Here is a 24,829-nt window from a genome sequence, read left to right on the forward strand (position 1 = left end):
GGCCGGGGCGGCCGGCGCTGCCGCGGGCGTGGTGACGGGCGGGGCCGGCGGCTGCACGGGCGGGGCCGGCGGCTGCGCGGGAGCCGGCGGCGTCACCGGCTGGGCCGGGGCGGCGGCGGCCGGCTCCTCCACCGAGACGCCGAAGTCCGTGGCGATGCCCGCCAGGCCGTTGGCGTAGCCCTGGCCGACCGCGCGGGCCTTCCACTGGCCGTTGCGCACATAGATCTCCACGACCACCAGGGCCGTCTCGCTGCCGAGCTGCGGGGGCGTGAACGTGGCCAGGACGGAGCTGTCGTCGGCGTTGCGGATCGTGGCCGTCGGTTCGATGCCCTGGAAGGTCTGGCCCGCGGCGTCCGGGCTGGCCGTCACGACGATCTTCTCGATGCCCGGGGGGAGGGCCGAGGTGTCGACCACGATCGCGTCGGGCGCGGTGCCGCCGCCCGAGCGGTAGGTCACGCCCGGGCCCGAGGGCTGGTTGTAGAAGATGAAGTCGTCGTCGGAGCGCACCTTGCCGTCGGCGGTGAGCAGCAGGCCCGATACGTCGAGCCGCACCGGGGCGGCGACGTCCACCGTCACGCGGGCGGCGGACAGGGGGATGTTCGAGCCGGGGGTCATAGCTGTCATGCCAGGTGAACGAGCGAGGCGGTTTTGCCGTTCCCTTACCTTGGGGCCAATCGGGTCAGCGGCGGTTGCGCGGGTGGTCGCGGGCGGTGCGTTCGTTGCCGCGCTTGTAGTTGCCGGTCCAGCGGGCCATGACGAGCTGGGGGTCGGAGGCCTCGACCTCGGCGAGGAACTGCGCGGCCCGCGCCCCGTTCAGGGAGGTGGCGGGGCGGCCGTGGTGGCTGATGCGGACGGTGCCGCCGGTGTGCTGCTCGTAGGTGAATCCATGCGGTCGTGGCATGCCGTGAGGGTACGGGGGCGGGGGCGGGCGCCCCACCGGATATCGCCCGCCCCGCCCCGACCTCGCTCAGCGCTCCCGGGGTCCTACGGCACGACCACGATCTTGCGGCCGACTCCCGCCGCGAACTGCTCCAGCGCCTCGGGGTAGCGCTCCAGCGGGATGCGGTCGCTGATGAAGACGTCCGGGTCGAGGACGCCGTTGGCGAAGAGTTCCGCCGCCCGTTCGAAGCTGTGCAGCACCGCCATCGAGCCGGTGATGGTGATTTCCTGGTTGTAGATGCGGTACGGGTCGATCGTCACGCGGGTCGCGTAGTCGGCGACGCCGAACTGCAGGAACGTACCGGCCTTCGCCACCCGGTCCAGGCCGTCCTGGATCGCGGCCGCGTTGCCCGTGGCGTCGACGACCAGGTCCCAGCCCTGCGGGCGGTCCAGCTCGTCCGGGTTCGCCGCCGATCCCGAGACACCGAGGCGGCGGGCCGTCTCCAGGCGGGCCGGGTTCACGTCGACGACGTCCACGCTCGCCGCGCCCGTGCGCTTGGCCAGCTCCAGCATCATCAGGCCCATCGTGCCGGAGCCGTAGATCAGCACGTGTGCGCCGAGCCGGGACTGCAGGACGTCGTAGCCGCGCACGGCGCAGGACAGCGGCTCCACGAGCGCCGCGTCCTCGGTGCGGACGTGGTCCGGGAGCTTCACGCAGTTGGCCACCGGGGCGACGGCGTACTGCGCCGCGCCGCCGGCCGTCGTCACGCCGATCGCCGCCCAGCGTTCGCAGAGGTTGTTGTGGCCGGTCCGGCAGTAGCGGCACTCGTGGCAGTAGAGCGACGGGTCGACCGCGACCCGGTCGCCGACCGCCACCTCCGTGACCTGGGTGCCGACCCCGACGACCTCGCCGGCGAACTCGTGCCCTGGCACGATCGGCAGCTTCGGGGCGAACTCGCCCTGGAGGATGTGCAGGTCCGTGCCGCACAAGCCGCAGGCCGCGACCTCGACGACGACCTCGCGCGGCCCTGGCGTCGGGTCCGGGACCTCGGCGACGACGGCCTTGCCCACGGACTCGATGACGGCGGCCTTCATTTCACGGCTCCCAACGACAGGCCCTGGACCAGCTTGTCCTGGGCGGCGAACCCCGCGGCGAGCACCGGCAGGGAGATGACGAGCGACGCGGCGCACACCTTCGCCAGGAACAGGCCCTGGCTGGTGATGAAGCCGGTCAGGAAGACGGGGGCGGTCTCGGCGACCACGCCCGTCAGGACCCGGGCGAAAAGCAGTTCGTTCCAGCTGAAGATGAAGCAGATCAGCGCCGTGGCGGCGATGCCCGGCAGGGCGATCGGGGCCACCACCCGCGCCAGCACCGTCGGCAGCCGGGCCCCGTCCACCCGGGCCGCCTCGATCACCGCGACCGGGATCTCGGCGAGGAAGGACTGCATCATCCACACCGCGATCGGCAGGTTCATGGAGGTGTAGAGGATGACCAGCAGCCAGATGTTGTCGAGCATCCCGGCGTTCTTGGCGAACAGGTAGATCGGCAGCAGGCCCGCCACGGCCGGCAGCATCTTCGTGGAGAGGAAGAAGAACAGGACGTCCGTCCACTTGCGGACGCGGTTGATGGACAGCGCGTAGGCCGCCGGGAAGGCCAGCAGGAGGACGAGGAGGGTCGACGCCACGGACGCGACCGTGGAGTTGATCAGGGCAGGCCAGGGGCTCGCGCCGCCGCCCGCGCCGAAGAACTCGCGGTAGCTGTCCAGGGTCAGGGCGGCCGCGAAGGACGGCGGGTTGGTCGCCGCGTCCGCCTCCGAGTGGAAGGACGTCAGCGCCATCCACGCGATGGGCAGGAAGAACGCGATGCCGAGCAGCCAGGCCAGCAGGCCGAGGCCCGCTCCCTTGCCACGGACCCGGCGGGGTCGCAGGGCGGTCGTGCTCATGCGCGGGACACCTCCTCGCGGAACAGGGACGACACCACGCGCAGGGCGAAGGTCGCGATGACGATCGAGCCGATGACGACCAGGACGCCCGCGGCCGAGGCGAGGCCGTTCTCGTGGGCCTGGTAGAAGCTCTGGTAGACGGTGTAGGGCAGGTTGGCGGTGCCGAGGCCGCCGGACGTGATCGTGAAGACCGCGTCGAAGTTCTGCACGATGTAGATCGAGCCCAGCAGGGCGCCGAGTTCGAGGTAGCGGCGCAGGTGCGGGAGCGTCAGATGGACGAAGATCTGCCAGTCGCTCGCGCCGTCGACCCGGGCCGCCTCGATCTGCTCGTGGTCACGGCTCTGCAGCCCGGCGAGCAGGATCAGCATCATGAACGGCGTCCACTGCCAGACGAGCGAGGCCTCCACGGCAAGCAGCGGGGTGCTGGAGATCCAGTCGGGCTGTGGGCCGCCCACATAGTGCAACAACCCGTTGAACAGGCCGTATTCAGGGTTGTAGAGCACATGCTTCCAGAGCAGGGCCGCCGCGACCGGCACCACCAGGAAGGGCGCGATCAGCAGCGTCCGCACGATGCCCCGGCCGCGGAACCTGCGGTCCAGCAGCAGGGCCAGGACGAGCCCCAGCACCAGGCTGGCCAGCACCACCGCCACCGTGAGCAGCACCGTCGTCCACACCGAGTGGCGCAGGTCCGCGTCGGTGAGGACCTCCTGGTAGTTGTCGAGGCCGGCGAACCGCCGGGCGTCGGGGTAGAGGCTGTTCCAGTCGAAGAAGGAGATCACCAGCGTGGCCACGAACGGCAGCTGCGTGACGGCGATCATGAAGATCAGGGCGGGGAGCAGCGGGGCGCGGGTCGCCCAGGCGCGCAGCCGGGCGGAGGGCCGGCGGACCGGGGTGCGTGTCTCGGGAGCGGCCACGGGGGCCGTGGTCATGGCGGTCATCGTCCCTCGTACTCCTCGGAGATCTTCTCGGCGAGCGCTTGCGACTTCTCCAGGGCCGACTCGACGGACTGGCGTCCGGCGATGGCCGCGCTGATCTCCTGGGAGACCTTGGTGCCGAGGTCGGTGAACTCGGGGATGCCGACGAACTGGATGCCGGGCGCGGGGCGCGGCTGCACGCCGGGGTCGTCGGGCCGGGCCTGCTCGATGGCCTTCTTGGTCATCTCCTGGAAGGCGGCGGCCTCCGCGCGGTACGCGGGGTTGGCGTAGGTGGAGGCCCGCTTGCCGGCCGGGACGTTGGACCAGCCGACCTCGTCGCCGACGAGCTGCTCGTACTCCTTGCCGGACGCCCAGGAGACGAACTTCCAGGCGTTGTCCGGGTTGCGGGAGGCCTTCTGGATGCCCCAGGCCCAGGTGTAGAGCCAGCCGGAGGACTCGGTCTTCTCGACCGGGGCGGGGGCGTAGCCGACCTTGCCCTTGACGGGGGAGCCGTCCGCCTCCAGGGATCCGGCCGCGGAGGTGGCGTCGTACCACATGGCGACCTTGCCCTGGGTCATGTTGTTCAGGCACTCGGCGAAGCCGGACTGGGCGGCGCCGGACTCGCCGTGCTCGCGCACCAGGTCGACATAGAACTTCGTCGCCTTCTCGAACTCGGGGGAGTCCAGCCGCGCCTTCCAGTCCCGGTCGAACCAGGTGCCGCCGAAGGTGTTCACGACGGTGGTCAGGGGAGCCATCACCTCGCCCCAGCCGGGCAGGCCGCGCAGGCAGATGCCCTTCATGCCGGGTTCGGCGCCGTCGGCCTTCGCCGCGAGGTCCGCCACCTGCTGCCAGGTGGGGCGGGCGGGCATCGTCAGGCCCTTCTTCTCGAACACGTCCTTGCGGTACATCAGGAACGACGACTCGCCGTAGAAGGGCTGGCCGTAGAGCTTGCCGTCCTCGGCGGTGAGGGACTGGCGCATCGGCTTGAGGACGTCCTGCTCGTCGTAGCCCGGGTCCTTCGCGACATAGCCGTTCATCTCGTGCAGCCAGCCGTTGCGGGCGTAGATCGGTATCTCGTAGTTGGACAGCGTGGCGACGTCGTACTGGCCGGCCTGGTTGGCGAAGTCCTGGCTGATCTTGTCGCGGACGTCGTTCTCCGGCAGGACGGTGAAGTTGACCTTGATGCCCGTCTCCTTGGTGAAGTGGGCCCGGGTCAGCTTCTGCAGCTCGACCATCTGCGGGTTGTTGACCATCAGGACGTTGATGGCGTCGCCGCCTGATCCGGCCCCGCCCGCCCCGACCCAGCAGCCGGAGAGCAGCGGGGCGAGCAGCGTCCCTGCGGCGGCCAGGGCGAGCGTGGCTCGCGGAGGCCGTCGTCGGCTCTGGGTTCGCATGGATCGCTCCTGGAATGAATGGGGAGATAAGGGGCAGCACGGGGCGTGACTGCGCCCGGTGGGGGGCGGAAGAGGGTGGACGGGGTCGGCTCAGACGCGGATGACCTGCGGCCCGAGCAGCGAGTAGCGGTGGGCCTCCGCCGCCGGCAGCAGCGTGCTCGTCACGATCGTCTCCAGCGCGCCGACCTCGGCGAACCGGCAGAAGCTGACCGCCCCGAACTTGGTGTGCACCCCGGCGAACACGGTCCGCCGGGCGGCCCGGATCGCCTGGGCCTTGACCTCGCTGACGGCCGGGTCGGGGGTGGTGAGGCCGTGCTCCCGCGAGATGCCGTTGGCGCCGATGTACGCCAGGTCGACGACGAAGCCGGCCAGCATCTTCGTCGTCCAGTGGTCGACGGTGGCCAGCGTGCCGGAGCGGACCCGTCCGCCGAGCAGCAGCACGGACACGCTGTCGGAGCCGGCGAGGGCGCCCGCGACCGGCAGGGACGCGGTGACCACGGTCAGCGGCCGGTCCCGGGGGAGTGCCTCGGCGATGAGCTGCGGGGTGTAGCCCTCGTCGACGAAGACGGTCTCGGCGTCGCCGAGCAGCTCGGCCGCGGCGGCCGCGATCCGGCGCTTCTCGGGGACGTGGCTGGTGGCGCGGAAGGCGAGCGTCGTCTCGAACCCGGCGCTCTCCACGGGGTAGGCGCCGCCATGGGTGCGGCGGAGCAGGCCGTGGTCCTCCAGGACCCGCAGGTCCCGCCGCACCGTCTCCTTGGCCACGCCCAGTTCGGCGGCGAGGACGGTGACGTCGACCGAGCCGTCGCGCCGTGCGGCCAGCACGATCTCGCGCTGGCGTTCTTCCGCGGTCCTGTTCACGGCCGTCACCCGCCTTCCTGCCGCACTGCCCGTTCGAACCCCCGGTGGGTCATGGGGAAGTTCTACAGCGGGTGCGTCGCCGGTGGCCAGGTCTGTTGCGGGCGGGATCGTGCCCGGATGTGCCCGTTCGGTCTTGGTGGCCCGCGGCGGGATGCCGACGGAGCCGGGCTCGTCGTGGCTGGTGGCGGGGGTTTCCCTACCGCCCTGGGGGCTGTCCGGCGGTGGCCGGGCCGTGCCCGAATGCCCGAGCGGGCAGGCCCGTTCTCTGCCCGCCCGCCCGTGTGCGCCGCCTCTTTCCGGTCAGTACGGCCAGATCGGCGGGTCCGTCACGAAGTGGCCGCCGAGGTAGGCGTGGGCCTCGTTCTCCGGGTCCAGCTCGCCCTGCTCGGCGATGAGCTTCGCGGCCCAGGGCTCGGAGTCGTCCTGCGGCTCGTAGCCGAGCGCCCGGGCGGAGGTGAGGTCCCACCACAGGCGCGTGTTGGCGGAGGAGCCGTGGACGACGGTGTGGCCGACGTGCTCGGCGGTCAGGGCGGCGTGGAAGAGGCGGGCGCCGTCGGCGGGGCTCATCCACACCGAGAGCATGCGCACGCTGGTCGGCTCCGGGAAGCAGGACCCGATCCGCACCGACACCGTCTCCAGGCCGTGCTTGTCCCAGTAGAGCTGCGCCAGGTCCTCGCCGAAGCACTTGGACAGGCCGTAGAAGGTGTCCGGGCGGCGCGGGGTGTCGACCGGGATCAGGGGGTCGTCGCCCCGGGGGCGCGGCGTGTAGCCGACGGCGTGGTTGGAGGAGGCGAAGACGATCCGGCCGACGCCCTCCTCGCGGGCGGCCTCGTAGAGGTGGTAGGTCCCCTCGATGTTCGCCTTGAGGATCTTCTCGAAGGGGGCTTCCAGGGAGATGCCCGCGAGGTGGATGATCGCGTCGACGCCCCGGACGGCCTCGCGCACGGCGTCCCGGTCGGCCAGGTCGGCGGTGATCGCGTCGGGCGCGCCCTCGACCGGGCGCAGGTCGAGCAGGCGCAGGTCGTAGCCGTAGGCCGGGAGCAGGTCCCGCATGAGGGTGCCGAGGCCGCCGGCGGCGCCGGTGAGCAGGACGGTGCGGGGAGCGGGCATCCTCGGGTCTCCTTGACTCGCCGATCGTGCACATGGGCGCACGGCATTCATATGCGTGGACACGCTAAGGAGCCGGGGCGGAGCCCGTCAAGGGGGCCCGGAAGTGGCGAATCCGCTGGTGTGACGCGGCGGCGCGCGCTTGACCGGCGCGGATGCGGCGCCTTAGCGTGGACTCGTTCAGAAATATAGACGGCAATCATGAATATGGAACCGGGAGAGCTCGTGACGTCAGCCCCTCTCGCCGCTCGACTCAACATCCCCAGCGGGCCGCTGTTCTTCCCGGTCACCGCCTACGGCTCCGACGGCTCCGTGGACCTCGACACCTACCGCACCCATGTGCGGGACGGCGTGGCGGCCGGAGCCGCCGCCGTCTTCGCCTGCTGCGGCACCGGGGAGTTCCACGCCCTGACCCCCGAGGAGTTCGAGCGGTGCGTCCGGGCCGCCGTCGAGGCGGCCGAGGGGCGCGTACCGGTCGTCGCGGGCGCCGGGTACGGCACCGCGCTCGCCGTGCGCTACGCCCGTCTCGCCGAGGCGGCCGGCGCCGACGGACTGCTCGCCCTGCCGCCGTACCTCGTCGTCGCCGCACAGGAGGGTCTGCTGCGGCACTACCGGCAGCTGGCCGCCGCGACCGCCCTGCCGGTCATCGTCTACCAGCGGGACAACGCCGTCTTCACCCCGGAAACCGTCGTCGAACTGGCCCGCACGGACGGCATCATCGGCCTGAAGGACGGGCTCGGCGACCTCGACCTCATGCAGCGGATCGTCAGCGCCGTCCGCACCGAGGCGCCGGGCGACTTCCTGTACTTCAACGGCCTGCCCACCGCCGAGCAGACCCAGCTCGCCTACCGCGCCCTGGGCGTCACGCTCTACTCCTCCGCCGTGTTCTGCTTCGTGCCCGAGGTCGCCCTCGCCTTCCACCGGGCGCTGCGCACGGGCGACGACGACCTGGTGGAGAGGCTGCTGGACGGCTTCTACCGCCCGTTCGTCGAACTGCGCGCCCGGGGCCGCGGTTACGCCGTCGCCCTCGTCAAGGCCGGGGTGCGGCTGCGCGGACTCGACGTGGGCGAGGTGCGGCCCCCGCTGCACGAGCCGGCCGAGGACCATGTGAAGCAGCTCGCCGAACTGATCGAACGCGGCCACGCGCTGCTGGAGGAGGCCAAGTGAAGGCGTCGGCATTCGTCTACCCCTGGGACGTCGACGGCGACCCGGAGGCGCCCGCCCGGATCGCCGCGCTCGGTGTGGCCCAGGTGACGCTCGCCGCCGCCTACCACTCCACCCGGGCGCTCACGCCCCGCCACCCGCGCCACCGCGTCGTCACCGCCGAGCACGCCGCCGTGCTGTACCCGGCGGACGACCGCTGGAACGGACGGGAGCTGCGCCCCTACGCGGCCGGCGACTGGGCCCCCGGCGACGCCTTCGGCCGGGCCGCAACCGCGCTCGCCGGCGCCGGCGTCGAGGTGCACACCTGGGTCGTCCTCGCCCACAACTCCCGCCTGGGCGCGGAACATCCGCACACCTCGGTCGTCAACGCCTACGGCGACCGCTACCCCTGGGCACCCTGCATCGCACAGCCCGCCACGCGCGCGTACCTGACCGACCTCGCGGCGGAGGCGGCCGTCCGGCCCGGGGCACGCGGCACCGAACTGGAGTCCCTCGGCTGGTACGGACTGCAGCACCTGCACGCCCACGACAAGACCGGCGGCGTCGGCCTCGGGGACGCCGGGCAGTACCTGATGGGGCTCTGCTTCTGCCCGTCCTGCCGGGAGGGCTACGGCCGGCACGGCCTCGACGCCGACGAGCTGGCGGCCGCCGTGCGCACCGCGCTGGAGCCGGTGTGGCAGGGGGCGCCCTCCGACGGGGGCTGGCCCGGCATCGAGAAACTCCTCGGTGAGCCGCTCGCGCGGGCCACGCGCGCGTACCGCGACGAAACCGCCCGCACGCTCCAGGAGGAGGCCGTCGCGGCGGTCCGGGCGGCCGCGCCCGAGGGCTTCCAGGTACTGCTGCACGCGGACCCGGTGTCGTACCACGTCGGCGCCAACGCCGGCGTCGATCCCGCGCACATCCTGTCCGTCGCCGACGGCGTGGTCGTGCCCTGCGCGGGTGGCACCGGCACGCTCACGCCCTTCGCGCGGCAGGACCGGGCGGGCGCGGTCATCGCCGCCAACTTCACCGTCGTCTCCGGCATGGGCGGCAGCCCCGGCACCCTCGCTGCCGACGCGGCCGAGGCACGACGGCTCGGCGCCACCGAACTGCGGCTGTATCACGCGGGGTTGGCGTCCGACAGCGATCTGGAGGCGGTGCGTTCGGCTCTCGGGAGTGTTTGAGGGGGGCGTGGTGGCTGTGCTCGGGGGTGTTTGAGAGGGGCGTGGTGGCTGTGCTCGGGGGTGTTTGAGAGGGGCGTGGTGGGTGTCCTCGCGGGTGTTTGAGAGGGGCGTGGTGGGTGTCCTCGGGGGTGTTTGAGAGGGGCGTGGTGGGTGTCCTCGCGCCTCTTTGAGGAGTGCCCGGCGGCTTTCCTCGCCGGTGGGCAGCCCTCACCGGTGAGCCCCGGCTTCCGCCGCGGCCGGGGCGGTGAACAGTGGGGCCGCCGTCGCCAGCAGGGCCAGGCCCAGTGCCACCAGCACCGGTCGGTGGTCCGCCAGCTCGACCAGGGCGGCGCCGGCAGCGAGTCCGGCCACGTTCGGTGCGTACACCAGCGTGTGGGCCGTGGCGGTGACCCGGCCCAGCAGCGGGCCGGGCGTCTCACGCTGCACGGACGTCAGCGCGGCGATCAGTACGGCGGGCAGCCCGGCCCCGATCGCCGCGCTGCCCCCGAGCGCCACCGGGTCGGACGGCACCGCCCGCAGAGCCACCCCGAGCGCCAGCAGGGCGACCCCGTACGCCGCGAAGCGCCGCGCCCCCAGCCGGCGCAGAGCGGTGCCGGACAGCAGGCCGGCCACGACCGACCCGGCGCCCTGCACGGCGTACAGCACACCGGCGTAGGCGGGGGAGCGTCCGAGGGCGTCGACCACGGCGTAGACCATCGCCCCGTTCAGGCCGGCGAGCAGCATGGTGGCGCCGCCCGCCAGGACGAGGGGGCGCAGCCCGGGGTGCGCCCACAGGTGGCGGGCCCCCTCGGCGGTGCGCCGCCGGGTGCTGCCGCGGGGCGGTGCGGGTTTCTCCTCCCGGACGCGCAGCAGGGCGTACACCCCCGTGGCCAGCGCGAACGTCGCCGCGTCCAGGACGGCGACACCCGGGCCGCCGTACGTGGTGTACAGGCCCGCGCCGGCCAGCGGGGCCAGCAGTTTCATGCCCTCGGTGGCCGTCATGCGCAGGCCGTTGAAGTCGCCCAGCAGGGAGGGACCCACAGCGGTGGCGACGAGCGCCGACTCGGCCGCGTCGTGGACCACGCCCGCCGCGCCGTACACGAACAGCACCGTGTACAGCAGCCACAACCCGCCCGGGGAGTCCACGCCGGCGAGGGTGAGCAGCAGACCGCACAGCAGCACGTTCACGCCGATCAGCAACGGCTTGCGGCGGACCCGGTCGGCCAGTGTGCCCAGCAGCGGTCCGGCCAGGGTCGGCAGCCACATCGCGAGCAGGCACAGCGCGGCCAGACCGTCCGAGCCGGTGAGGTCCTTGACCCACACGCCGGACGCCAGCCACAGCGCCGAGGTGCCGAAGCCGGAGATCACCACGGCGGAGAGGCAGAGCCCGGCCTCGCGGTCGCGCAGGACGCGCACGAGGGGCCGGGTCGTTTCGTTCGTCATGCCCGGTCATCGTGGTGCTAAGGCCGGTGGGCGGGGATCGGGAAAGTGCCCTAGAGGACGGGCGGCGGGGCGATGAGTTCCGCGGGCGCCGTCGGTCTACCTCCCAGAAGACGGAGCCAGGCAGACGGAGCCAGGCAGACGGAGCCGAGGCAGACCGAGCCGGGCGGACCGAGCCGGGCGGACCGAGCCGAGGCAGACGGAGCCGAGGCAGACCGAGCCGGGCGGACCGAGCCGAGGCAGACGGAGCCAGGGCAGACGGCGTCAGGCAGGCAGAGCCCGGCAGACCGAGCCGGGCGGAACGAGCCAGGAGGACCGACGGAATGACCGACACCACCCCGACCCTCGACCTGGGACCGCAGACGGCGGTCCTGGCGCGGCTGGTCGAAGGCGTCACCGACGACCAGCTGCAGGACCCGACCCCCTGTCCGGAGTACGCGGTGCGCAACCTGCTGGGGCACCTGGCCGGGCTGGCCGTCGCCTTCCGCGACGCCGGCCGCAAGGACCTGGGCGTCACGACCGACACCAGCCCGGACTCCGCGCTCCCGGACCTCGGCCCCGGCGGGCGCGAGGAACTGCCCAAGGTCCTCGGCGAACTGGCCGATGCCTGGCGCGACCCGGCCGCCTGGACCGGCATGACCCGGGCCGGCGGCGTGGACCTGCCCGGCGAGGTCGCGGGGCTGGTCGCCGTCGACGAACTGGTGATCCACGGCTGGGACCTGGCCCGCGCCACCGGCCAGTCGTACACCCCCGACCCGGCGGCGCTCCGGATCTGCCACGACTTCCTCGCCGCGAGCGTCGACGACCCGAGCCGGGGCGCGATCTTCGGCCCCGTCGTCCCGGTTGCTCCCGAAGCGCCCCTGCTGGAGCGTGCGGTGGGACTGAGCGGACGGGATCCGGGGTGGCGGCTGAAGCCGTAGGGCCGTGCCCCCGTCCCGTCCGCGCGGCACAATGATCCGGTCCGACGCACCAGACAGGGGCCGGAACGGGGTGGGACATGACGGGGGCGGGGCGTCGCAACCGGTCGCGGGGAGAGCTGATCCGGCAGCGCACCCGCGCACGCTTCGTGGGCCGCAGAGCGCAGTTGTCGGGGCGGAAGCCCAGGTCGTAGAAAGCGATTGCTGTTTTTGTGTGAGAAGCATTGACGAAGCAAACGCGCCCTCCTACCGTCATCGCGTCGTACTTCGTACGTCATATATGAGACGCGATACGAGAGATCCGATACGCGATCCATCGGGACCGCGAGATCCGAGAGGCGCGCATGACCTCTGTGCCCACGCCGATTCCCTCCCGCACGCAGTACGTGCTGGAGGGGATCAAGCACCGCATCCTGACCGGACAGCTGACGCCGGGACAGGCCCTGGTCGAGACCGAGCTCGCCGCGCAGTTCGGGGTGTCCAAGACCCCGGTGCGGGAGGCGCTCAAGACCCTCGCCGGGACCGGGCTGGTCGTGATGAGCCAGTACAAGGGCGTCACGGTGCGCATGGTGGACGCGGACATGGCGCGCGAGGTCTACGACGTCCGGCTGCTGCTGGAGCCCGAGGCGCTCAGGCGTGCCGTGCAGCGCGGCGCCTCCCTGGACGCCGCCAGTGACGCCCTGACCCGGGCCGCCGACGCCACCGACACGGCCGAACGCTCCCTGGCCAACCGGGAGTTCCACCGCGCCCTGTACCTGCCCTGCGGCAACCCGCTGCTCGGCCGGATGCTCGACGAGGTGCGCGACCAGGCCGCCCTGGTCTCCGCCGTCGCCTGGGCCGCCTCGCCCTCCTGGGAGCGCGAGGCCGGCGAGCACCGCGAGATCCTGCGGCTCGCCCTGGACGGCGACGCCGACGGCGCGGCCCGCGCCCTCCACTCCCACATCGCGTCCTTCGTGCAGCGTGCCTTCCCCGAGGCCGCACTGGAACAGGAAGGCCAGGAATGAGCAGCGTGGCGTTCGAGACCCAGCGGGCGGCCCTGGCCGACGTGGTGGCGATCCCGGTGACCCCGTTCGCCGAGGACGGTTCCGTCGCGCAGGACACCTACCGGGCCCTGCTGCGCCGCCTGCTCGACGGCGGCGTCACGACCCTCACCCCGAACGGCAACACCGGCGAGTTCTACGCCCTCACCCCCGAGGAGCGGCGCCTGGTCGCGGAGCTGACCATGGACGAGGCCGGGGACCGGGCCGTCGTCCTGGCCGGGGTCGGGCACGACATCCCGACCGCCGTCGCCTCCGCCCGGCACGCCCGCGAGCTCGGCGCGCAGATGGTGATGGTCCACCAGCCCGTTCACCCGTACGTCTCCCAGGCGGGCTGGGTCGACTACCACCGGGCCGTCGCCGAGGCCGTGCCCGAACTGGGCGTCGTGCCGTACGTCCGCAACGCGCAGCTCACCGGCGCCCGCCTCGCGGAACTCGCCGACGCCTGCCCGAACGTCATCGGCGTGAAGTACGCCGTGCCGGACGCCGCCAGGTTCGCCGCCTTCGCCCGGGACGCCGGCCTGGAGCGGTTCGTGTGGGTCGCCGGGCTCGCCGAGCCCTACGCCCCCTCCTACTTCTCCGCCGGCGCCACGGGCTTCACCTCCGGGCTGGTCAACGTCGCCCCGGCCGTCTCCCGGAACATGATCGAGGCGCTGCGCTCGGGCGACTACCCGGCCGCCATGAAGGTGTGGGAGCAGATCCGCCGCTTCGAGGAACTGCGCGCGGCCAACGGCTCCGCGAACAACGTCACCGTCGTCAAGGAGGCCCTCGCCTCCCTCGGCCTGTGCCGCCGCGAGGTCCGCCCGCCGAGCCGGACGCTCCGGGACGACGAGCGCGCCGAGGTCGCCGCGATCGCCGCGGGGTGGTCGATATGACCGGCCGGCTCGCCCCCGAGGAGCTCAGAAGCCACCAGTGGTACGGCGTCGAGGGCCAGTTGCGCACCTGGTCGCACAACGCCCGGATGCGCCAGCTCGGTTACGAGGCGGAGGAGTACCAGGGCCGGCCGGTGATCGCCGTGCTGAACACCTGGTCCGACATCAACCCCTGCCACGTCCATCTGCGCGATCGGGCCGAGGCGGTCAAGCGGGGGGTGTGGCAGGCCGGCGGCTTCCCGCTGGAGTTCCCGGTCGCCACGCTCTCCGAGACCTACCAGAAGCCCACCCCGATGCTCTACCGCAACCTCCTCGCGATGGAGACGGAGGAGCTGCTGCGGTCGTACCCCGTCGACGCGGCCGTGCTGCTCGGCGGCTGCGACAAGTCGACGCCCGCGCTGCTCATGGGCGCGGCCTCGGCCGACGTACCGGCCCTCTTCGTGCCCGCGGGGCCGATGCTGCCGGGCCACTGGCGCGGCGAGACCCTCGGGTCCGGCACCGACATGTGGAAGTACTGGGACGAGCACCGCGCGGGCAACCTGACCGACTGCGAACTGCGGGAACTGCAGGGCGGTCTGGCGCGCTCACCCGGTCACTGCATGACCATGGGGACCGCGTCGACGATGACCGCGGCGGCGGAGGCCCTCGGCATGACGCTGCCGGGCGCCTCCTCGATCCCGGCCGTGGACTCCGGGCACGAGCGGATGGCCGCCGCCTCCGGACGCCGGGCCGTGGAACTCGCCTGGACCGCGCTCAAGCCGTCCCGGATCCTCACCCGCGAGGCCTTCGAGGACGCCGTCACCACCGTGCTCGGGCTCGGCGGCTCCACCAACGCCGTCATCCACCTGATCGCCATGGCGGGCCGCGCCGGCGTCCGGCTCACCCTCGACGACTTCGACCGCATCGCCCGCACCGTGCCGGTGCTCGCCAACGTCCGCCCCGGCGGCCGGACCCACCTCATGGAGGACTTCCACTTCGCCGGCGGCCTGCCCGCCTTCCTCTCGCGGATCACCGACCTGCTGCACCTCGACCGGCCCACCGTCAACGGCACCCTGGGCGAGCAGATCGCGGGCGCCGCCGTCCACGACGACGACGTGATCCGCACCCGCGACAACCCGGTCGCCGCCGAGGGGGGAGTCGCCGTGCTGCGCGGCAACCTCTGCCCGGACGGCGCGGTCATCAAGCACATCGCGGCCGAGCCGCACCTGCTCAAGCACACCGGTCCCGCCGTCGTCTTCGACGACTACCGGACCATGCAGCGCACGATCGACGACCCCGGGCTCGGCATCACCGCCGACAGCGTGCTGGTGCTGCGCAACGCCGGGCCCAAGGGCGGCCCCGGCATGCCCGAGTACGGCATGCTGCCGATCCCCGGCCACCTGCTCAAGCAGGGCGTCCGCGACATGGTCCGCATCTCCGACGCCCGGATGAGCGGCACCAGTTACGGCACGTGCGTGCTGCACGTCGCGCCCGAGTCGTACACCGGCGGACCGCTCGCCCTCGTACGCACCGGCGACTCGATCACCCTCGACGTCGAGGCGCGCACCCTCCACCTCCACGTGGACGACGAGGAGCTCCGCAGGCGCAGGTCCGCCTGGACGCCGCCGCCCACCCGCTACGAGCGCGGCTACGGCGCGCTCTACAACGAGCAGATCACGCAGGCCGACACCGGCTGCGACTTCGAGTTCCTCGCCCGTCCTGGCCGGGTCGCCGACCCGTACGCGGGCTGAACGGCCGCAACACCCCGCACTCCCCAGCACGACGGCACGGCACTGCCCCGACAGAAAGCGCTTGCCGTGCACGCGCGTACGGACGAACGACGTACCACGACGCACCACGACGTACTGAGAACGGAGAACAGTCATGGCCCAAGCCGCAGCCGTGGCGAAACCGCCCGCGCCACCCCGGCGGCGCCGTGCCTCCGCCACCCCGCGCAGACTCCCGTACCTGCTGATCGCCCCGGCCGCCCTGCTCATGGCGGGCTTCATCGCCTACCCGGTCGTCAGCGTCTTCTACTACAGCCTGCAGAACTACAACCCCACCAAGCCCTGGCGGAACGGCTACGCGGGCCTCGACAACTTCGTCCACGCCTTCACCGAGGACCCCGTCTTCTGGGACACCCTGGTCTTCAGCGCCAAGTGGGTCTTCGTCGAGGTCGGACTCCAGCTGCTGTTCGGTCTCGCGCTGGCCCTCATCGTCAACCAGACCTTCGTCGGCCGGGGCCTGGGACGCGCCCTGGTCTTCTCACCCTGGGCCGTCTCCGGCGTGCTCACCTCCGCGATCTGGGTGCTGCTCTACAACTCCCAGACGGGCATCACCCGTTACCTCGCGGACATCGGCATCGGCTCCTACGGCACGAGCTGGCTGTCGGACACCTCCACCGTCTTCCCGGCGGCGGTCGTGGCCGACCTGTGGCGCGGGGTGCCGTTCTTCGCGATCCTCATCCTCGCCGACCTCCAGTCCGTCTCGAAGGACCTCTACGAGGCCGCCGAGGTCGACGGCGCGAGCCGCGTCAAGCAGTTCTGGCACATCACGCTGCCGCACCTGAAGGACGCCATCATCCTGTCCACGCTGCTGCGGGCGGTGTGGGAGTTCAACAACGTCGACCTGCTCTACACCCTGACCGGCGGCGGTCCCGCGGGCGAGACGACCACGCTGCCGCTGTACATCGCCAACACATCCGTCGACGCCCACAACTTCGGCTACGCGTCGGCCCTGACCACGGTGGCGTTCGTGATCCTGCTCTTCTGCTCGATGGTCTACCTGCGGCTGAGCAAGTTCGGAGGGGAGAGCAAGTGAGCGTCGAGGAAGCGATCAAGACGGCGCCCGCCCCCGTGCGCGCCACCCCGGAACCCGCCCGGCCCGACAAGAGGAACCGGGCGTGGGACGAGGCCCCCCGCTGGCAGATCTACCTGCCCCTGGGCATCTACCTGCTGTTCACCCTCATCCCCTTCTACTGGATCCTGCTCTTCTCGCTCCGCCCGGCCGGCTCGACCTCGCTCGTGCCCTGGCCCGTCACCTTCGACCACTTCGAGAAGGTGTGGACCGACCGCAGCTTCGGCACCTACTTCGCCAACAGCGTCCTCGTCGGCGTCGCCACCCTGCTCATGACGACGCTCGTCGCGCTGGCCGGCGGCTACGCCCTCGCCCGGTTCGACTTCAGGATCAAGCGCGGGTTCATGCTGGCGCTGCTGTGCTCCCAGTTCGTGCCGGGCGCGCTGCTGCTGGTGCCGCTGTTCGAGATCTTCGCCGAACTGCGGATGATCAACTCGCTGGGCAGTGTCATCCTCGCCGAGACGGTCTTCCAGCTGCCGCTGTCGATGATCCTGATCAGCAACTTCATCAAGAACGTGCCGTACTCGCTGGAGGAGGCGGCCTGGGTCGACGGCTGCAACCGCATGACGGCCTTCCGGATCGTGGTGCTGCCGCTGCTGCGGCCCGGCCTGATCGCCGTCGGCTCGTTCGCCTTCGTCCACTCCTGGAACCACTTCCTGTTCGCCCTGATGTTCCTGAACAACCAGGACAAGCAGACGATCCCCGTCGGCCTCAACTCCCTGATGAGCGCCGACAGCGTCGACCTGGGCGCGCTCGCCGCGGGCGGCATCATCGCGGCCGTGCCCGTCGTGATCGTGTTCGCCTTCATCCAGAAGTGGCTCATCACGGGCTTCAGCGCGGGGGCGGTGAAGGGATGAGCGTCGAACGACCCGCCGCCGCGACAGGAGGGAGGACCCCGTGACCGGCCCCATGATCGACTCCATGAGGGCACCCCTGAGCATCCCTGTGCCCGTCGTCCTCGCCGGTGCCCGCGGGCACGGCCGCTGGCACGTCGAGAACATCCGCCGCCTGCAGCAGCGGGGTCTCGTACGGCTGGTGGGCGTCTGCGAGCTGACCCCGCTCACCAAGGAGGAGCTCGGCGACCTGGGCACCCCCGAGCAGTCCGCCGACTTCGGGGCCCTGCTGGACTCCACCGGCGCCCGGATCGCCGTCGTCTGCACCCCGATCCCCACCCACACCGGCCTCGCCCTCACGGCGGCCGAGCGGGGCGTGCACCTCCTGCTGGAGAAGCCGCCCGCCCCCTCCTACGCGGAGTTCCGCCGGATGGCCGACGGCGTCGCCGCCGCCGGGGTCGTCTGCCAGATCGGCTTCCAGTCGCTGGGCTCGCACGCCCTGCCCGCCGTCCGCGCGCTGATCGCCGAGGGCGCGATCGGCACGCCGGTCGGGTTCGGCGGGGCCGGCGCCTGGGTGCGCGACGAGGACTACTTCCGCCGGGCCCCCTGGGCGGGCAAGCGGCGGATGAACGGCGTCGACGTCGTCGACGGGGCGCTGACCAACCCCCTCGCGCACGCCGTCGCCACCGCTCTCGCCCTCGGCGGCAGCACCCGCGCCGAGGACGTGCTCACCATCGAGACCGAGCTGCTGCGCGCCAACGCCATCGAGTCCGACGACACCTCCTGCGTGCGGATCACCACCGCCCAGGGCCATCCGGTCACCGTCGCCGCGACGCTGTGCGCCGAGCGGGCCGACGAGCCGTACGTGCTGGTGCACGGCAGCAGCGGCCGCATCACCTTCTGGTACAAGCAGGACCGCGTGCTGCTCCAGCGCGCGGGGCACGGCCCGCAGGAGTCCGAGTACGGCCGCACCGACCTGCTGGAGAACCTCGTCGACCACCTCACCACCGGCGCGGCCCTGCTGGTCCCGCCGGACGCGACCGGCGCCTTCATGAAGGTCGTGGAGGCCATCCGCACCGCTCCCGACCCGGCGCCGCTGCCGGAGAGCGCCTGGCACCGCGTCCCCGGCGAGAACCGCCGGGTGGTGCCCGGCATCGACGGGCTCGTCGCGGCCGCCGCCGACACCCTCTCCCTCTACTCCGAGCTCGGCGCCCGGTGGGCCCTGGCCGCCGAGCACCTGCCGAACGAGGTGAGCACCCGATGACCGGCAACGACACCACCGTCCTGCGCGTCGCGGGCCGGCCGGTCGGCCGGTACGTCACCCGGCCCGAGCTGCCCGCCCGGCTCTCCCCGCGGCCCTGCCTGCACCCCGTCACCACCCTGGCCGGCACGGCGGTCACCGAGCTCGGCCCCGCCGACCACGCACACCACCTCGGCGTCGGTGTCGCCGTTCCCGACGTCGAGGGGTTCAACTTCTGGGGCGGGCGCACCTACGTCCGCGACCAGGGCCCGACCGAGCTGGACAACCACGGCTCCCAGCGGCACGTCACGTTCCAACTGCGCGACCCCGACGGCTTCGTGGAGGAGCTGCGCTGGGTCGCCGCGGGCGGTGAGCTGCTGCGCGAGCGACGCACGGTCGCGGCCACCGCACTCACCGACCAGGCCTGGGCCCTGGACCTCACCTTCTCCCTCACCAACGTCACCCGGGTCCCGCTGTCGATCGGCAGCCCGGCGACCAACGGCCGCCCGGGCGCGGCCTACGGCGGCTTCTTCTGGCGGGCCCGCAAGGAGGCCACCGCGCCCGAGGTCTTCACGGCCGACCGCGCGGGCGAGGCCGAGGCGCACGGCAGGCGTGCCGACTGGCTCGCCCTGGCCGGGGACGGCTGGACGCTGGTCTTCGCCGGGGCCACCGAACGCACCCGGCAGGACCCGTGGTTCGTCCGGACCGAGGAGTACCCCGGGGTCGGCTCCTCGCTGGCGTACGACGAGCGGCTGCCCGTCCCGCCGGGCGAGACCGTCGTCCGCCGGATCGTCACCGTCGTCGCCGACGGCCGCCTCACCCGCGACGCCGCCGCCTCCCTGGTCCGCAAGGCGGTGAGCCCGTGACCGCCGGGACGACCGCCCAGACCTACACCAACCCCGTCCTCGACGCCGACTGGTCCGATCCCGACGTCGTCCGGGCCGGCGACGACTTCTACCTGACCGCGTCCAGCTTCGGCCGCGCCCCCGGCCTGCCCCTGCTGCACTCCCGCGACCTGGTCAACTGGACCCTCGTCGGCCACGCCCTCGAACGCCTGGAACCGGCTGCCGCGTTCGCCACGCCCCGGCACGACTGCGGCGTCTGGGCGCCGTCGCTCCGCTACCACGACGAACGCTTCTGGATCTTCTGGGGCGACCCCGACCAGGGCCTCTTCCAGATCAACGCCCCCTCCATCAGGGGCCCTTGGACCCGCCCACACCTGCTGAAGGCGGGCCGGGGCCTGATCGACGCCTGCCCGCTGTGGGACGAGGAGACCGGCGAGGCCTATCTGGTGCACGCCTGGGCCAAGTCCCGCTCCGGCGTCAAGAACCGGCTGACCGGCCACCGGATGCGCCCCGACGGCACCGAACTCCTCGACGAGGGCAAGGTGATCGTCGACGGCGACCGCATACCCGGCTGGTTCACCCTGGAAGGCCCCAAGCTCTACCGGCACGACGGCTGGTTCTGGATATTCGCCCCCGCCGGGGGAGTGGAGACGGGCTGGCAGGGCGCCTTCCGCTCGCGCGGCTTCTTCGGACCGTACGAGGAGCGGATCGTCCTGGAGCAGAAGGACACCGGCGTCAACGGCCCCCACCAGGGCGGCTGGGTGCGCACTCCGTCCGGGGAGGACTGGTTCCTGCACTTCCAGCAGCGCGGCCCCTACGGCCGGGTCGTGCACCTGCAGCCGATGTCCTGGGGGCAGGACGGCTGGCCGGTGCTCGGGGACGACGGCGCCCCCGTCACCGAGCACCGCCGCCCCGCTCTGCCGCCCCAGCCGCCCGCCGCCCCGGCCACCGACGACGACTTCCCCGGCGGACGGTTCGGCCGCCAGTGGCAGTGGACGGCGAACCCTCCCCCACTCCCGGCTTCGCTCGAGCGGGGGGACGCCCATGACGGCTGGGCCACCCACCACTCCGGGGACGAGCTGCGGCTGACCTGCGTCCGCTCGGCCGACGCCCACGACCTGCGCCGACTGCCGAACGTGCTGACCCAGCGGCTGCCCGGCAAGCCCTGCGCGGTCGAGGTGGAGCTGCGGCTCGACAGCGACGAGCCCGGGGCCCGTGCCGGACTGGCGGTGCTCGGCGACGCGTTCTCCTGGATCGGTCTGCAGCGGGGCACGGACGGCATCGCGCACCTGGTGCACCGGTTCGCCGAGGGAGTCGCCCCGGCCGAGCGGGACGCCGCCCACCCGCGGCTCGCCCCCGAGGGACGGGCCCGGCTGCGAGTCGAGATCGGCGCCGGTGCCCGCTGCCGCTTCGCGGCCGACACCGGCGACGGGTTCCGGCCCTCCGGACCCGTCTTCGCCGCCACCCCCTGGCGCTGGGTCGGCGCCCTGCTCGGCCTCGTCGCCCTTGCCCCCGCCGGGACCGGGCACGCCGGTGCCGCGACCTTCACCCGGTTCACAGTCACCCCCTCGTAAGCCACCCCGCACGCCACGCCTGTTGGGAGCCGCAATGACGCACTTCCGTAGCAAGCGCTTGTCCGGACCGGGCCCGCCCCGGCACGGCCGTGCCCGCCATCGACCCCCCACACCCTCGAGTTCCGCTGGATCCGGAAGAAGAAGAGAGCCGACCAATGAAGATCAGCAAGAGCAGAAACAGGCACGCCGTCACGGCCGTCGCCCTGGGGGCCGTACTCGCGCTGACCGCGACCGCCTGCGGCGACGACGGCAGCGGGGCGGGCGGTGACAAGGGCGCCGAGGGAAGCGGCAAGGGCAAGATCGTCTTCTGGGACAACAACGGCGGTGTCCGCACCGAGATCTGGAAGGAGATCATCGCCGACTTCGAGAAGGCCCACCCGGACATCGACGTCGAGTACGTCGGGATCGCCTCGACCGAGTACCAGTCCAAGGTCGACACCGCCCTCCAGGGCGGCGGGCTGCCGGACGTCGGCGGTGTGGGTTCGGCGATGATCGCCGGATTCGCCGCGCAGGGCGCACTGGAGCCGCTCGACGAGCGGCTCGCCGGGTCGTCCCTCGGCGGCAAGCTCAACAAGGACATGGTCGAGTCGCTGAAGGCGGCCGGCGGCGGCGACGACAAGCTGTACTCGATCCCGACCTCCGCGAACAACGGCGTGCTGTACTACCGCACCGACCTGTTCGAGAAGGCGGGACTCCAGGAGCCGACGACCTGGGACCGGTTCTACGAGGCCGCGGACAAGCTGACGAACAAGGGCAGGAACGAGTTCGGCTACACCATCCGCGGTGGCGCCGGATCCATCGCCCAGGCGCTGGACGCGATGTACGGACAGTCCGGGATCACCTCGTTCTGGGACAGCAGCGGAGAGAAGACCACGGTCGACGATCCGAAGAACGTCGCGGCGCTGGAGAAGTACGCGGCGCTGTACAAGAAGGTCACGCCGGCCGCCGACCTCAACAACGACTTCACGAAGATGGTCGCGCAGTGGGACTCCGGCACGATCGGGATGCTCAACCACAACCTCGGGTCGTACCAGGACCACGTGAAGGCGCTCGGGGTCGACAAGTTCCGCGGCATTCCGCAGCCGACCGGGCCCGGCGGCAAGCGGGTGCAGGTGTCCAACCCGGTGGACGGGCTGGGGCTGTTCAAGAGCGGCAAGAACAAGGAGGCCGCCTGGAAGTTCATCGAGTTCGCCACGTCCGAGGCGGAGAACTCGAAGTTCAACGAGGCGGCCGGGCAGGTGCCGTCGAACACGGACGCGGCACAGGACGCGTGGATCTCCAAGGCGGAGCCGACGAAGCTGGCCGCGGACGCCCTGTCGGACGGTTCGACGACGATCGTTCAGCTGCCGTACTACCTGCCGGACTGGAACACGATCTCCAAGGCCGACAACGAGCCCAACTTCCAGAAAGTGCTGCTCGGCAAGATGAGCGCCAAGGAATTCCTGAACACGATGGCCGAGCAGCTGAACACCGCGCAGGAGGAGTGGAACCAGCAGCACGGGTGAGCGGCTGCCGGGTTTCGCCGTGGGACGGCCTGTGCGGTGCAGGTGCGGGCCGTCCCTGGCTGGTCGCGCGGTTCCCCGCGCCCCTCAAGGCGTGGACCTCACCCTCTTCGAAAGGAACTCTGCGTGTCTTTGAGCCGTAGACGAGTGGCTGCCGCCGGAATGGCCGCTGTTCCTCTCGCGCTGGCGTTCGGCGGCAACGCGCAGGCGCGTGGTCGCCGCACCCTCCATATCGCCGGCGATTCCACCGCCGCGCAGAAATACGCCGATGCCGCGCCCGAGACCGGGTGGGGAATGGCGCTGCCCTTCTTTCTCCGCAAGGATCTCGTGGTCGCCAACCACGCCGTCAACGGACGGAGTTCCAAGAGCTTCGTCGACGAGGGGCGGCTCGATGCCGTGCTCTCCGTGATACGGCCCGGGGATTTCCTCCTCATCCAGTTCGGGCACAACGACGAGAAGGCGGAGGACCCCACCCGCCACACCGAGCCCTGGTCGACGTATCAGGAGTATCTGCGGAGGTACGTCGACGGGGCCCGGGCCCGTGGGGCGCGGCCGGTGCTCGCCACGTCCGTGGAGCGGCGCCGGTTCGACGCGGCCGGGACGGCCCTGCCGACGCACGGGGAGTACCCGGCCGCCATGCGCGCGCTCGCCGCCGAGGAACGGGTCGCCCTGCTCGACCTCCAGGCGCTGTCGCTCGCCCTGTGGCAGCAGCTGGGGCCCGAGGAGACGAAGACGTACTTCAACTGGACCGCCACCGAGCAGGACAACACGCACGTCAACCCGCCGGGAGCGATCGCCGTGGCGCGGCTCGTGGCGCGTGAGGCGCTGCGCCGGCGGGTGCTCGGGCCGCGGGACGTGCGGCGGCTGGACGAACCGGTCCCGGAGTCCTGGATCGGCTGGCCCGAGGCCGCCGCTTGACAGCCCCGACGACGAAGGAAAGAGAGCCGCAGCATGAACGTTCGTAAATGTCATGATCATGTCAGCAAGAGAGTGGTGGTGCTGGCCGGCTGCACCGCGCTCGTCCTCGCCCTGACCGGCACCGGCGCACAGGCCGCGCCCCGGGACGCGGCCCGTCAGACCCTCGGGGCCGGCGACGGCTGGGGCTCGTACGGCACGGGCACCACGGGCGGGGCGGCCGCCGACGCCGCCCACGTCTACACCGTCACCACCTGGGAGCAGTTCCGGGCCGCGCTGGCGGACGGCGGGACGGCGCCCCGGATCATCAAGGTCAAGGGGATGATCGACGCCGTCTCCGAGGGCTGCGAGGCGTTCGCGGCCGAGGGGTACGACCTGCGCAAGTACCTCGCCGCCTACGACCCCGCCGTCTGGGGCCACGACCGGCCGGTCAGCGGTGAGCAGGAGGAGCTGCGGGCGGCGTCCGCGGCCCGTCAGGACAAGGCCATCAAGGCGACCGTGCCGGCCGACACCACGATCATCGGCGTCGGCAAGGGCGCGGGCATTCTCGGCGGCAGCCTGCAGATCAAGGGCGTCGACAACGTCATCGTCCGCAACCTCACCTTCGAGGCGCCGGTCGACTGCTTCCCGCAGTGGGATCCCACCGACGACGGCAACACCGGCGCCTGGAACTCCGAGTACGACGGTGTCGTGGTGTACGGCTCCAGCCATGTGTGGATCGACCACAACACGCTCACCGACGGCCGCCACCCCGACAGCTCCCTGCCGACGTACTTCGGCAAGACCTACCAGCAGCACGACGGGCTGCTCGACGTCGTGCGCGGCTCGAACCACGTGACTGTGTCCTGGAACTCGTTCCGGGACCACGACAAGACCATGCTCATCGGCAACAGCGACAGCGCCACCGCCGACGACGCGGGCAAGCTCAAGGTGACGCTGCACCACAACCGCTTCGAGGGCATCGTCGAGCGGGCGCCCCGGGTGCGGTTCGGGCAGGTCGACTCGTACAACAACCACTTCGTGGTCACCGACGACCAGAAGTGGGGCTACGTCTACGGCATCGGCAAGGAGTCCCGGCTCGTCGCCGAGCACAACGCGTTCACGCTGGCGAAGGGCCTCAGCCCGGCGAAGATCCTCAAGAAGTGGAGCGAGGCGCCGGTCACCGCGAACGGCAACGTCGTCAACGGCCGGGCCGTCGACCTGATCGCCGTGCACAACGCGGAGATCCCCGGCGAGACGCTCCAGTCGGGCGCCGGCTGGACACCGGCCCTGCGCACCCGCGTCGACCCCGCGAAGGCCGTGCCCGGCATCGTCGACGCCCGGGCGGGCGCCGGCCGCGTCTGCTGAACCGGCACGTCCGAACCGGCCGGGGCGGGACCGCCCCGCGTGCCCGCCCCGGCCCTTTCCGCCCCGCACAC

23 protein-coding genes are annotated in these 24,829 nt (G+C 72.0%); 14 read left to right on the forward strand and 9 right to left on the reverse strand.

Annotated elements, in window-relative coordinates; translation table 11 throughout:
• The 8 genes from CHR28_RS27645 to CHR28_RS27680 all read right to left on the reverse strand — a co-directional run.
• Nucleotides 1-615 (reverse strand): TerD family protein (locus CHR28_RS27645; RefSeq protein ID WP_143655911.1); only part of this gene is annotated, 615 nt, incomplete at its 3' end.
• Between the two features lie 64 nt (nucleotides 616-679).
• Nucleotides 680-901, reverse strand: coding sequence for a hypothetical protein (locus tag CHR28_RS27650; protein WP_094056418.1), 222 nt, complete (start codon nucleotides 899-901; stop codon nucleotides 680-682).
• An 83-nt stretch (nucleotides 902-984) separates the two neighbouring features.
• Entirely contained in the window at nucleotides 985-1,974 is a 990-nt protein-coding gene (locus CHR28_RS27655) for a zinc-dependent alcohol dehydrogenase family protein (RefSeq protein ID WP_094056419.1), read from the reverse strand.
• Nucleotides 1,971-2,822 carry a carbohydrate ABC transporter permease gene (locus tag CHR28_RS27660; protein ID WP_094056420.1) on the reverse strand — a complete coding sequence of 284 codons (852 nt, stop codon included), beginning with the start codon at nucleotides 2,820-2,822 and terminating at the stop codon, nucleotides 1,971-1,973. Before CHR28_RS27660 ends, CHR28_RS27655 begins: the two co-directional genes overlap by 4 nt.
• Nucleotides 2,819-3,760, reverse strand: a complete 942-nt coding sequence (locus CHR28_RS27665) for a carbohydrate ABC transporter permease (protein WP_094056421.1) — start codon at nucleotides 3,758-3,760, stop codon at nucleotides 2,819-2,821. Before CHR28_RS27665 ends, CHR28_RS27660 begins: the two co-directional genes overlap by 4 nt.
• Nucleotides 3,757-5,130 (reverse strand): ABC transporter substrate-binding protein, encoded by a 1,374-nt coding sequence (locus CHR28_RS27670; RefSeq protein WP_094056422.1) that lies wholly within the window; start codon nucleotides 5,128-5,130, stop codon nucleotides 3,757-3,759. Before CHR28_RS27670 ends, CHR28_RS27665 begins: the two co-directional genes overlap by 4 nt.
• A 90-nt stretch (nucleotides 5,131-5,220) precedes the next feature.
• On the reverse strand, nucleotides 5,221-5,988 hold the full coding sequence (locus CHR28_RS27675) for a DeoR/GlpR family DNA-binding transcription regulator (RefSeq protein WP_094056521.1): 768 nt from the start codon (nucleotides 5,986-5,988) through the stop codon (nucleotides 5,221-5,223).
• A gap of 300 nt (nucleotides 5,989-6,288) precedes the next feature.
• Complete coding sequence (locus CHR28_RS27680; RefSeq protein ID WP_094056423.1) at nucleotides 6,289-7,098, reverse strand: NAD-dependent epimerase/dehydratase family protein; 810 nt, start codon at nucleotides 7,096-7,098, stop codon at nucleotides 6,289-6,291.
• 204 nt (nucleotides 7,099-7,302) lie between these two features.
• On the opposite strand from CHR28_RS27680, the gene CHR28_RS27685 reads away from it, so the two are divergent.
• Complete coding sequence (locus tag CHR28_RS27685) at nucleotides 7,303-8,262, forward strand: 5-dehydro-4-deoxyglucarate dehydratase (RefSeq protein WP_094056424.1); 960 nt, start codon at nucleotides 7,303-7,305, stop codon at nucleotides 8,260-8,262.
• Nucleotides 8,259-9,422, forward strand: coding sequence for a hypothetical protein (locus CHR28_RS27690; protein WP_094056425.1), 1,164 nt, complete (start codon nucleotides 8,259-8,261; stop codon nucleotides 9,420-9,422). The genes CHR28_RS27685 and CHR28_RS27690 overlap by 4 nt, the downstream gene beginning before the upstream one ends.
• Nucleotides 9,423-9,629: 207 nt before the next feature.
• On the opposite strand, the gene CHR28_RS27695 is transcribed toward CHR28_RS27690, so the two are convergent.
• Nucleotides 9,630-10,844, reverse strand: coding sequence for an MFS transporter (locus CHR28_RS27695; RefSeq protein WP_094056426.1), 1,215 nt, complete (start codon nucleotides 10,842-10,844; stop codon nucleotides 9,630-9,632).
• Nucleotides 10,845-11,164: 320 nt separating this feature from the next.
• On the opposite strand from CHR28_RS27695, the gene CHR28_RS27700 reads away from it, so the two are divergent.
• The 12 genes from CHR28_RS27700 (at nucleotide 11,165) to CHR28_RS27755 (ending at nucleotide 24,758) form a co-directional block, all read left to right on the forward strand.
• Nucleotides 11,165-11,761: a TIGR03086 family metal-binding protein gene (locus tag CHR28_RS27700; protein ID WP_094056427.1), complete on the forward strand. Its 597-nt coding sequence runs from the start codon at nucleotides 11,165-11,167 to the stop codon at nucleotides 11,759-11,761.
• Nucleotides 11,762-12,102: 341 nt separating this feature from the next.
• Nucleotides 12,103-12,762, forward strand: a complete 660-nt coding sequence (locus tag CHR28_RS27705; RefSeq protein ID WP_094056428.1) for a GntR family transcriptional regulator — start codon at nucleotides 12,103-12,105, stop codon at nucleotides 12,760-12,762.
• On the forward strand, nucleotides 12,759-13,670 hold the full coding sequence (locus CHR28_RS27710; protein WP_094056429.1) for a dihydrodipicolinate synthase family protein: 912 nt from the start codon (nucleotides 12,759-12,761) through the stop codon (nucleotides 13,668-13,670). The genes CHR28_RS27705 and CHR28_RS27710 overlap by 4 nt, the downstream gene beginning before the upstream one ends.
• Complete coding sequence (gene araD / locus CHR28_RS27715; RefSeq protein WP_094056430.1) at nucleotides 13,667-15,397, forward strand: L-arabinonate dehydratase; 1,731 nt, start codon at nucleotides 13,667-13,669, stop codon at nucleotides 15,395-15,397. Before CHR28_RS27710 ends, araD begins: the two co-directional genes overlap by 4 nt.
• Nucleotides 15,398-15,530: 133 nt before the next feature.
• The gene (locus tag CHR28_RS27720) at nucleotides 15,531-16,466 is read left to right on the forward strand and encodes a carbohydrate ABC transporter permease (protein WP_094056431.1); all 936 of its coding nucleotides are present in this window, start codon (nucleotides 15,531-15,533) and stop codon (nucleotides 16,464-16,466) included.
• Entirely contained in the window at nucleotides 16,463-17,359 is an 897-nt protein-coding gene (locus CHR28_RS27725) for a carbohydrate ABC transporter permease (RefSeq protein WP_094056432.1), read from the forward strand. The genes CHR28_RS27720 and CHR28_RS27725 overlap by 4 nt, the downstream gene beginning before the upstream one ends.
• Before the next feature lie 64 nt (nucleotides 17,360-17,423).
• Entirely contained in the window at nucleotides 17,424-18,599 is a 1,176-nt protein-coding gene (locus CHR28_RS27730) for a Gfo/Idh/MocA family protein (protein WP_094056522.1), read from the forward strand.
• A complete protein-coding gene (locus CHR28_RS27735; RefSeq protein WP_094056433.1) occupies nucleotides 18,596-19,441 on the forward strand; it encodes a PmoA family protein in 846 nt (281 codons plus the stop codon). The genes CHR28_RS27730 and CHR28_RS27735 overlap by 4 nt, the downstream gene beginning before the upstream one ends.
• Nucleotides 19,438-20,994 carry a glycoside hydrolase family 43 protein gene (locus CHR28_RS27740; protein ID WP_094056434.1) on the forward strand — a complete coding sequence of 519 codons (1,557 nt, stop codon included), beginning with the start codon at nucleotides 19,438-19,440 and terminating at the stop codon, nucleotides 20,992-20,994. Before CHR28_RS27735 ends, CHR28_RS27740 begins: the two co-directional genes overlap by 4 nt.
• A gap of 155 nt (nucleotides 20,995-21,149) precedes the next feature.
• Entirely contained in the window at nucleotides 21,150-22,499 is a 1,350-nt protein-coding gene (locus tag CHR28_RS27745) for an ABC transporter substrate-binding protein (protein ID WP_094056435.1), read from the forward strand.
• Between the two features lie 123 nt (nucleotides 22,500-22,622).
• Nucleotides 22,623-23,414 (forward strand): rhamnogalacturonan acetylesterase, encoded by a 792-nt coding sequence (locus CHR28_RS27750; protein ID WP_094056436.1) that lies wholly within the window; start codon nucleotides 22,623-22,625, stop codon nucleotides 23,412-23,414.
• Between the two features lie 33 nt (nucleotides 23,415-23,447).
• Complete coding sequence (locus tag CHR28_RS27755) at nucleotides 23,448-24,758, forward strand: pectate lyase family protein (RefSeq protein WP_094056437.1); 1,311 nt, start codon at nucleotides 23,448-23,450, stop codon at nucleotides 24,756-24,758.
• The last annotated feature ends 71 nt before the right edge of the window (nucleotides 24,759-24,829 follow it).

Origin of the sequence: Streptomyces sp. XY006, assembly GCF_002237655.1 — a bacterium.
Taxonomy (GTDB): Bacteria; Actinomycetota; Actinomycetes; order Streptomycetales; family Streptomycetaceae; genus Streptomyces; species Streptomyces levis.

Bases quoted from the DNA above. Each gene is read 5' to 3' on its own strand.
- CHR28_RS27755 (WP_094056437.1), top strand. From the start codon at position 23,448: ATGAACGTTCGTAAATGTCATGATCATGTCAGCAAGAGAGTGGTGGTG.
- CHR28_RS27705 (WP_094056428.1), top strand. From the start codon at position 12,103: ATGACCTCTGTGCCCACGCCGATTCCCTCCCGCACGCAGTACGTGCTG.
- CHR28_RS27660 (WP_094056420.1), bottom strand. From the start codon at position 2,822: ATGAGCACGACCGCCCTGCGACCCCGCCGGGTCCGTGGCAAGGGAGCG.
- CHR28_RS27665 (WP_094056421.1), bottom strand. From the start codon at position 3,760: ATGACCGCCATGACCACGGCCCCCGTGGCCGCTCCCGAGACACGCACC.
- CHR28_RS27695 (WP_094056426.1), bottom strand. From the start codon at position 10,844: ATGACGAACGAAACGACCCGGCCCCTCGTGCGCGTCCTGCGCGACCGC.
- CHR28_RS27700 (WP_094056427.1), top strand. From the start codon at position 11,165: ATGACCGACACCACCCCGACCCTCGACCTGGGACCGCAGACGGCGGTC.
- CHR28_RS27670 (WP_094056422.1), bottom strand. From the start codon at position 5,130: ATGCGAACCCAGAGCCGACGACGGCCTCCGCGAGCCACGCTCGCCCTG.
- CHR28_RS27730 (WP_094056522.1), top strand. From the start codon at position 17,424: ATGAGGGCACCCCTGAGCATCCCTGTGCCCGTCGTCCTCGCCGGTGCC.
- CHR28_RS27745 (WP_094056435.1), top strand. From the start codon at position 21,150: ATGAAGATCAGCAAGAGCAGAAACAGGCACGCCGTCACGGCCGTCGCC.
- CHR28_RS27685 (WP_094056424.1), top strand. From the start codon at position 7,303: ATGGAACCGGGAGAGCTCGTGACGTCAGCCCCTCTCGCCGCTCGACTC.
- CHR28_RS27735 (WP_094056433.1), top strand. From the start codon at position 18,596: ATGACCGGCAACGACACCACCGTCCTGCGCGTCGCGGGCCGGCCGGTC.
- araD (WP_094056430.1), top strand. From the start codon at position 13,667: ATGACCGGCCGGCTCGCCCCCGAGGAGCTCAGAAGCCACCAGTGGTAC.
- CHR28_RS27655 (WP_094056419.1), bottom strand. From the start codon at position 1,974: ATGAAGGCCGCCGTCATCGAGTCCGTGGGCAAGGCCGTCGTCGCCGAG.
- CHR28_RS27680 (WP_094056423.1), bottom strand. From the start codon at position 7,098: ATGCCCGCTCCCCGCACCGTCCTGCTCACCGGCGCCGCCGGCGGCCTC.
- CHR28_RS27720 (WP_094056431.1), top strand. From the start codon at position 15,531: ATGGCCCAAGCCGCAGCCGTGGCGAAACCGCCCGCGCCACCCCGGCGG.
- CHR28_RS27710 (WP_094056429.1), top strand. From the start codon at position 12,759: ATGAGCAGCGTGGCGTTCGAGACCCAGCGGGCGGCCCTGGCCGACGTG.
- CHR28_RS27650 (WP_094056418.1), bottom strand. From the start codon at position 901: ATGCCACGACCGCATGGATTCACCTACGAGCAGCACACCGGCGGCACC.